The organism is Rhizobium altiplani, assembly GCF_001542405.1.
In the GTDB taxonomy this organism is placed as follows: domain Bacteria; phylum Pseudomonadota; class Alphaproteobacteria; order Rhizobiales; family Rhizobiaceae; genus Rhizobium; species Rhizobium altiplani.
Genome location: NZ_LNCD01000133.1, coordinates 1 through 6,423, shown reverse-complemented (window position 1 = coordinate 6,423; position 6,423 = coordinate 1). Strand labels below are relative to the sequence as shown.

General features: G+C 61.5%; 7 protein-coding genes. 3 read left to right on the top strand and 4 right to left on the bottom strand.

Features of this window, described 5'->3' with window-relative positions:
* A partial coding sequence (gene hemA / locus AS026_RS32355) for a 5-aminolevulinate synthase (protein WP_062374240.1) occupies positions 1-1,163 on the bottom strand: 1,163 nt, incomplete at its 3' end.
* Between the two features lie 271 nt (positions 1,164-1,434).
* Here hemA and AS026_RS32350 point away from each other — a divergent pair.
* Genes AS026_RS32350 through AS026_RS32345 form a run of 3 tightly spaced genes read left to right on the top strand, consistent with a single transcriptional unit; the run spans position 1,435 to position 2,918 of the window.
* Positions 1,435-2,199: a heme ABC transporter permease gene (locus tag AS026_RS32350; protein ID WP_062374586.1), complete on the top strand. Its 765-nt coding sequence runs from the start codon at positions 1,435-1,437 to the stop codon at positions 2,197-2,199.
* A 1-nt stretch (position 2,200) separates the two neighbouring features.
* Positions 2,201-2,356, top strand: coding sequence for a hypothetical protein (locus tag AS026_RS40725; RefSeq protein ID WP_018857488.1), 156 nt, complete (start codon positions 2,201-2,203; stop codon positions 2,354-2,356).
* A gap of 1 nt (position 2,357) precedes the next feature.
* Entirely contained in the window at positions 2,358-2,918 is a 561-nt protein-coding gene (locus tag AS026_RS32345; RefSeq protein ID WP_062374580.1) for a DsbE family thiol:disulfide interchange protein, read from the top strand.
* 304 nt (positions 2,919-3,222) lie between these two features.
* On the opposite strand, the gene AS026_RS32340 is transcribed toward AS026_RS32345, so the two are convergent.
* The 3 genes from AS026_RS32340 to AS026_RS32330 all read right to left on the bottom strand — a co-directional run.
* The gene (locus AS026_RS32340) at positions 3,223-3,918 is read right to left on the bottom strand and encodes a CBS domain-containing protein (protein WP_062374578.1); all 696 of its coding nucleotides are present in this window, start codon (positions 3,916-3,918) and stop codon (positions 3,223-3,225) included.
* Between the two features lie 73 nt (positions 3,919-3,991).
* Entirely contained in the window at positions 3,992-4,456 is a 465-nt protein-coding gene (locus AS026_RS32335; RefSeq protein ID WP_062374575.1) for a cytochrome c-type biogenesis protein, read from the bottom strand.
* Positions 4,453-6,423: heme lyase CcmF/NrfE family subunit (locus tag AS026_RS32330; protein ID WP_245307705.1), on the bottom strand; the 1,971-nt coding region annotated here is incomplete at its 5' end. The genes AS026_RS32335 and AS026_RS32330, both read right to left, overlap by 4 nt.

The window sequence follows — 6,423 nt, the reverse complement described above, 5'->3', positions numbered from 1 at the left end:
TCGACGAGGTGTTCGATGTCGGTGTCGCTGTGCAGCGGCGTCGGGGTGATGCGCAGCCGCTCGGTCTTCTTCGGCACCGTCGGGTAGTTGATCGGCTGCACGTAGACACCGCAATTGTCGAGCAGCAGGTCGGAGATCCACTTGCACTTGGCCGCATCGCCGACCATGACAGGCACGATGTGGCTCGGGTTCGGCATATGCGGGATGCCGCGCTGATCGAGCAGCGCCCTCAGCTTGCGGACCCGATCCTGGTGGCGTGCCCGCTCGAACGGGCTGACCTTCAGATGCTGGATCGAGGCAACCGCACCGGCAGCAAGCGCCGGCGGCAGCGCCGTCGTGAAGATAAAACCAGACGCAAACGAGCGGATGAAGTCGCACAGCGCCGTCGAGGCGGCGATATAGCCGCCCATGACGCCGAACGCCTTGCCGAGCGTGCCCTCGATGACAGTCAGGCGGTCCATCAGCCCTTCGCGTTCGGCAATGCCGCCGCCGCGCGGCCCGTACATGCCGACGGCATGCACTTCGTCGAGATAGGTCATCGCGCCGTACTTGTCGGCGAGGTCACAGATCTCCTTGATCGGGGCGATATCGCCATCCATCGAATAGACCGATTCGAAGGCGATCAGCTTCGGCGCCTTCGGATCGGCAGCCGCCAGCTTGGCTTCGAGATCATGGATGTCGTTGTGCTTCCAGATCACCTTCTCGCACTTGGCGTAGCGAATGCCTTCAATCATCGACGCATGGTTCAGCGCGTCGGAGAAGATGATGAGGCCGGGGATCTTGGCGCCAAGCGTGCCGAGCGCCGCCCAGTTGGAGACGTAGCCCGAGGTGAAGATCAGTGCCGCTTCCTTGCCGTGAAGATCAGCCAGCTCGCGCTCGAGCAGAACGTGGTAGTGGGTGGTGCCAGAGATATTCCGGGTGCCTCCCGCACCCGCGCCACAGTGATCGATGGCATTCTTCATCGCCTCGACCACCTTGGGGTGCTGGCCCATGCCGAGATAGTCGTTGGAGCACCAGACCGTGACTTCCTTCGGGCCGTCCGCCGTGTGTCGCGTGGCGCGCGGAAAGCTGCCGCGGTGACGCTCAAGATCGGCAAAAACGCGATAGCGACCTTCGCTGTGAAGCCCGTCCAGCTCGCTTTTGAAAAACGCTTCGAAATCCATGTCATGCTCCTTGATTCTGCAAGCAGCGATACACCGGCTCCCGAGCCCCGTATTTGATCTCCGTCAAGTTGCTGAACATCTCGCAGGCTCCGTGAGGAAGCCCGGCAACATTTGGAACGCGCCATGCTGTCGCGCCTTTTGTGCTGCCGGCCAGGCTTCGTGCAATCGGCCGCTGAAGGAGTCTTAAAATATTATCGATCACGCCGGGTCGCTTCGAAATGTTTGACCAGGATCAATTATAGAGGCGCAATCAGGCGCTATGGCTCCTGGCATGAGTTCATATTCAAACGCCGCAAAATACGTCAAAGGCCTCGCGCAGCCCACCCGGTTCGTCGAGATGTCAGATCGGGCAATCCCCGTTCTATCGGCACTGACGATGCTGTTCTTCCTGATTGGCCTTTACGTCGCCTTCAGTTCCGATGTGGACTACCAGCAAGGCGCGACTGTCAGAATAATGTATGTTCACGTTCCTTCGGCGTGGATGGCGATGCTGTGCTACACGGTCATGACGCTTAACGCCGTTGGATCGCTGGTCTGGCGACACCCTTTGGCAGACGTTTCAGCCCGCGTGGCAGCGCCTCTCGGCGCCGCGTTCACTTTCGTGTCCCTTGTCACTGGCGCGATCTGGGGTAAGCCGATGTGGGGGACCTGGTGGGTCTGGGACGCTCGGCTGACGTCCATGTTCGTGCTGTTCATCATGTACCTTGGTATACTGGCGATCAATCGCGCCGTTGACGAGCCGACGCGGGCTGCCCGCGTCTCCGCGGTTCTCATCATCGTCGGGTTCGTGAACATTCCGATCATCAAATTCTCGGTCGAGTGGTGGAACACACTCCACCAGCCCGCAAGTGTCCTGAGATTTGACGGGCCCGCTCTCGACATCGAATTTCTGCGACCGCTGCTGATCATGGGCCTCGCTTTCACCACGCTCTTTGCGACGCTTTACGTCGCATCGATACGAAACGAGATCTGGCGAAGAAAGCTGATCTCTCATTACAGGCTCGCAGCAAGGGCCGCGTCACAAAGGGATAGTTGAGATGACGCATCAGGAGTATGTTTTCGCCGCTTACGCGCTGGCCTTCTCGGTGATGTTTGCGATGGCGGCGAAGGTTTGGATTACCAGCCGAAGCTACCGCCGACAGGTCGAGGCGCTGGCGGTCGTGCGTCGCCGGCCAAATCGCGAAGAACGCTAGGATGCGGAGTTACCTCGTGGCGGCAATACCGCTTGTCGCATTCCTCGGAATCGCAAGTGCTGTGGGCAACGTGCTGTACCGGGAATCGGCCGACGGATACACTCCTTCTACACTCCCCTCCTCCCTTATCGGCCAACCACATCCACATGTGGATCTTCCGCCGCTCGCCGGTTCATCAACTCCAGGACTGGCGGACGCTGGCATCCGGGGGCGGGTGACCGTCGTCAACATCTTCGCCTCATGGTGCATTCCATGCCGTCAGGAGCACCCTGTCCTGATGGAACTCGCCAAAGACACGCGCATCACCGTCGTTGCGATCAACTACAAGGACGCTCCCGAAAAGGCGCTGCCGTTCCTACGCGAGAACGGGAATCCTTTCGCCGCAATCGGGATCGATGCAAGAGGCAGGGCTTCGATCGACTGGGGCGTTTATGGTGTTCCGGAGACATTCGTCATCAACCGGGATGGACGCATCGTGGCCAAGCACGTTGGTCCACTCGACGCAGCTGCGCTTGCCAAAGATATTCGCCCGTTTTTGGACCAGGCCCTCGCGGGCGGGTGACGTTCATCTTGACTTGCAACTCGCCTGGCCGATGTCCGATCTGTGACCGCCACCCGAGCGCCAATCGGAACTTGCCATCTTTGACATCGGTCAAAGATTTCGTTCCGGTGCTGTCCTATATTGCTGTCGCGGGTCGGGCGATGCCCGTGTCAATGCTGGGAACTTGACAGAGGCTTGTTCGATTTCGGGGCGCGAAGCGAACAAGCCTCCTCGTCCCAACGGCTCCAGTAGAGGCGCCATTCGCGACGGCTTCTCAAGGTCATGTTTGCAAAACCAACGGACTGGTTGCTACCGAAGATCGATGTTAACCCGAGGCAATGTCGGCGCGGTCTGCACCGTCGGGCGTGATGACATGCAGTCGGTCGCGATAGCCGCCGATTCCCAAGCTTTCGACAAGCGTGCGCACTGCTTTTCGCTTCAGATCCGATTCCAGGTGGCCGTCCAGGGTCACTTCACCGTTCTTGACAGAGACTTGCACCCTTTGCGGCGTCAAACCGAGGTCGGACCTCAGACGCGTACGTACCGCCAGACGAATACTCTCATCCTCCCGAGGAAGCGTGGTCGGCGGCGCGTCGAGAATGATCGCCAGAATGTCGCGCCGGCTCACGATCCCGACAAGTCGCCCGTTCTCGACGATGGGTAACCGCTTGATTCGGTGGGCCTGCAGGCTATCGGCGATGTCTGACACCTCGCTGTCCGGCAATGCGACAATGACGTCGGGAGACATGACATCTGCCACGGACCAGCCATGAGTGCGAATGTAGCGCTCAAGGTCAAGTTCCGAGGTGACTTCGGACACGCGAGATGACCGCAGCGAAACCCGGATTTCCCGCCGGAGGAGAAGATCGCCTTCCGTCAGCATACCACAAACGCGTCCCTCGTCGCTGACGACCGGAAGGCCGCTGATGTTGTTTTGAAGCATGACGGCGACTGCATGCCGTACACTAGCCGCCGGGCTGATTGAAACCACGTTGGTGGTCATTATGTCCTTGGCCTGCATCTCATGCCTCGCTCTTCCGGAATGCTGCTGGCTCGACGGTAGAATGAGCAAAGCAATTCAACATTGATCTCAGTCAAAGACCATCGCCATGCATAAGTCGGTCGAGTTTTTTCTCTTCCTCCTCGCTGAGGCGACTGCCGGTCGGCACCTCCACGCGACGCCGTGCGAAGACGATCAGCGAGAGGCCGCCTGCGACGGCGAGCAGGAGCGGCGCGCCCCACAGAAGGATCGTCTTCGTTTCGAAGCGCGGCTTCAACAGCACGAACTCGCCGTAGCGCGAGACGATGTAGTTCATTACCTGTTCGTTCGTATCGCCATTGGTCAACCGCTCGCGCACCAACAGGCGCAGGTCCTTCGCAAGCTCGGCATTGGAATCGTCGATCGACTGGTTCTGGCAGACCATGCAGCGCAGTTCGGCGGAGATCGCCCGGGCGCGCGCCTCGAGCGCCGGATCGGCAAGAACCTCGTCCGGATTGACGGCAAAGGCCGGCGCGGCCGACAGAACTATCGCTATCACCAGGAGCAGACGCCTCATCATTCGGCCGGCTCCATGGCAGGACGCAGCGGCTTTGCCCTGCGGTTCGGCGCCCCGACACGCAGGCGCCGGTCGCTCAGCGACACGAAGCCGCCGATCGCCATGATCACCGCGCCACCCCAGATGCAGAGAATGAAGGGCTTCCACCAGATGCGCACGACCATGCCACCGTCGTTCGTCGGATCGCCGAGCGACACATAGAGCTGGCTCAGCCCGAACGTCACGATGCCGGCTTCCGTCGTCGGCATCTGCCGCGCCGTGTAGATCCGCTTGGACGACCAGACATCGGCAACCTCGACGCCGCCGCGGCTGATGGTGAAGTGACCGCGCTCTTCGCTGTAGTTCGGTCCGGTCGCCGGCTTCATGCCGTCGAACCGCACGGCGTAGCCGCCGGCTTCCACGCTCTGGCCGGACTTCATCTCGATGACATGCTCGGTTTCGAAGGTGGTCACCGCGACGATGCCGAGGACGGCAACACCAAGCCCGGCATGCGCGAGCGCCGTGCCGAAGGCCGAGCGCGGCAGGCCGGCAAGGCGTCTCCAGGCGACGGAGGCCGCGACCTTGCCGACGCCGGCGCGATACCACAGATCGGCGATCGCGCCGAAGATCAGGAACAGCGCTCCAGCCAGCCCGAGCACGGCAAGCACGGGACCGCCGTGCTGGACATAGAAGAAGACCACCGCAACAACAAAAGCCAGGATCGCGACCAGATAGAGCCGCTGCAGAACAGCGAGCAGATCGCCGCGCTTCCAGGCGAGCAGCGGGCCAAAGGGAACGATGACCAGCAGCGGCGCCATCAGCAGGCCGAAGGTCATGTTGAAGAAGGGCGGCCCGACCGAGATCTTGTCACCGGTCAGCGTCTCCAAAAGCAGCGGATAGAGCGTGCCTGTCAGCACCGTGCCGCAGGCGACGGTGAGGATCAGGTTGTTGAGGACAAGCGCCCCTTCGCGCGAGATCGGCGCAAACAGGCCGCCGGCCGAGAGCTGCGGCGCACGGAAGGCAAAGAGCGACAGCGACCCGCCGATGAAGATCAGCAGAATGAACAGGACGAAGACGCCGCGGGTCGGATCGCTGGCAAAGGCGTGCACCGAGGTCAGAACCCCCGAGCGCACGAGGAACGTGCCCATCAGCGACAGCGAGAAGGTCAGGATGGCAAGCAGCACCGTCCAGATCTTCAGCGCCTCGCGCTTTTCCATGACGAGCGCCGAATGCAGCAGCGCGGTCCCGGCAAGCCAGGGCATGAAGGAGGCATTCTCGACCGGATCCCAGAACCACCAGCCGCCCCAGCCGAGCTCGTAATAGGCCCAGTAGGAGCCCATGGCGATGCCAAGCGTCAGGAACGTCCAGGCGGCCAGCGTCCAGGGCCGCACCCAGCGCGCCCAGGCGGCATCGATGCGGCCTTCGAGAAGGGCAGCCACGGCAAAGGAGAAACAGACGGAGAAGCCGACATAGCCGAGATAGAGCAGCGGCGGGTGGATCGCCAGACCGACGTCCTGCAGCACCGGGTTGAGGTCCTTCCCCTCGGCCGGAGCCGGATCCAGCCGCATGAAGGGATTGGAGGTCAGTAGGATGAACAGGATGAAGGCGACCGATATCCAGGCCTGCACGGCGAGCACGTTTGCCCGCAGCGTATCGGGCAAATTCCGTCCGAAGAGCGCGACCAGGGCGCTGAACAGCACCAGGATCAGCAGCCAGAGCATCATCGAGCCCTCGTGATTGCCCCAGACACCTGACAATTTGAACAGCAGCGGCACCAGCGAATGGGAGTTCTCCCAGACGTTGGCGACCGAAAAGTCGGAAACGACATGGGCGTAGGTCAGGACTCCGAAGGAGAACGCCACCAGCGCGAACATAGCCAGGGACCCGACGGAGGCCAGATCCATCATCGCACGGTCGAGGCGCCTTGCACCGATCACCGGCACGACGGAGACCACGAGCGCCGTCGCCAGCGCCAGGATCAGGGCATAGTG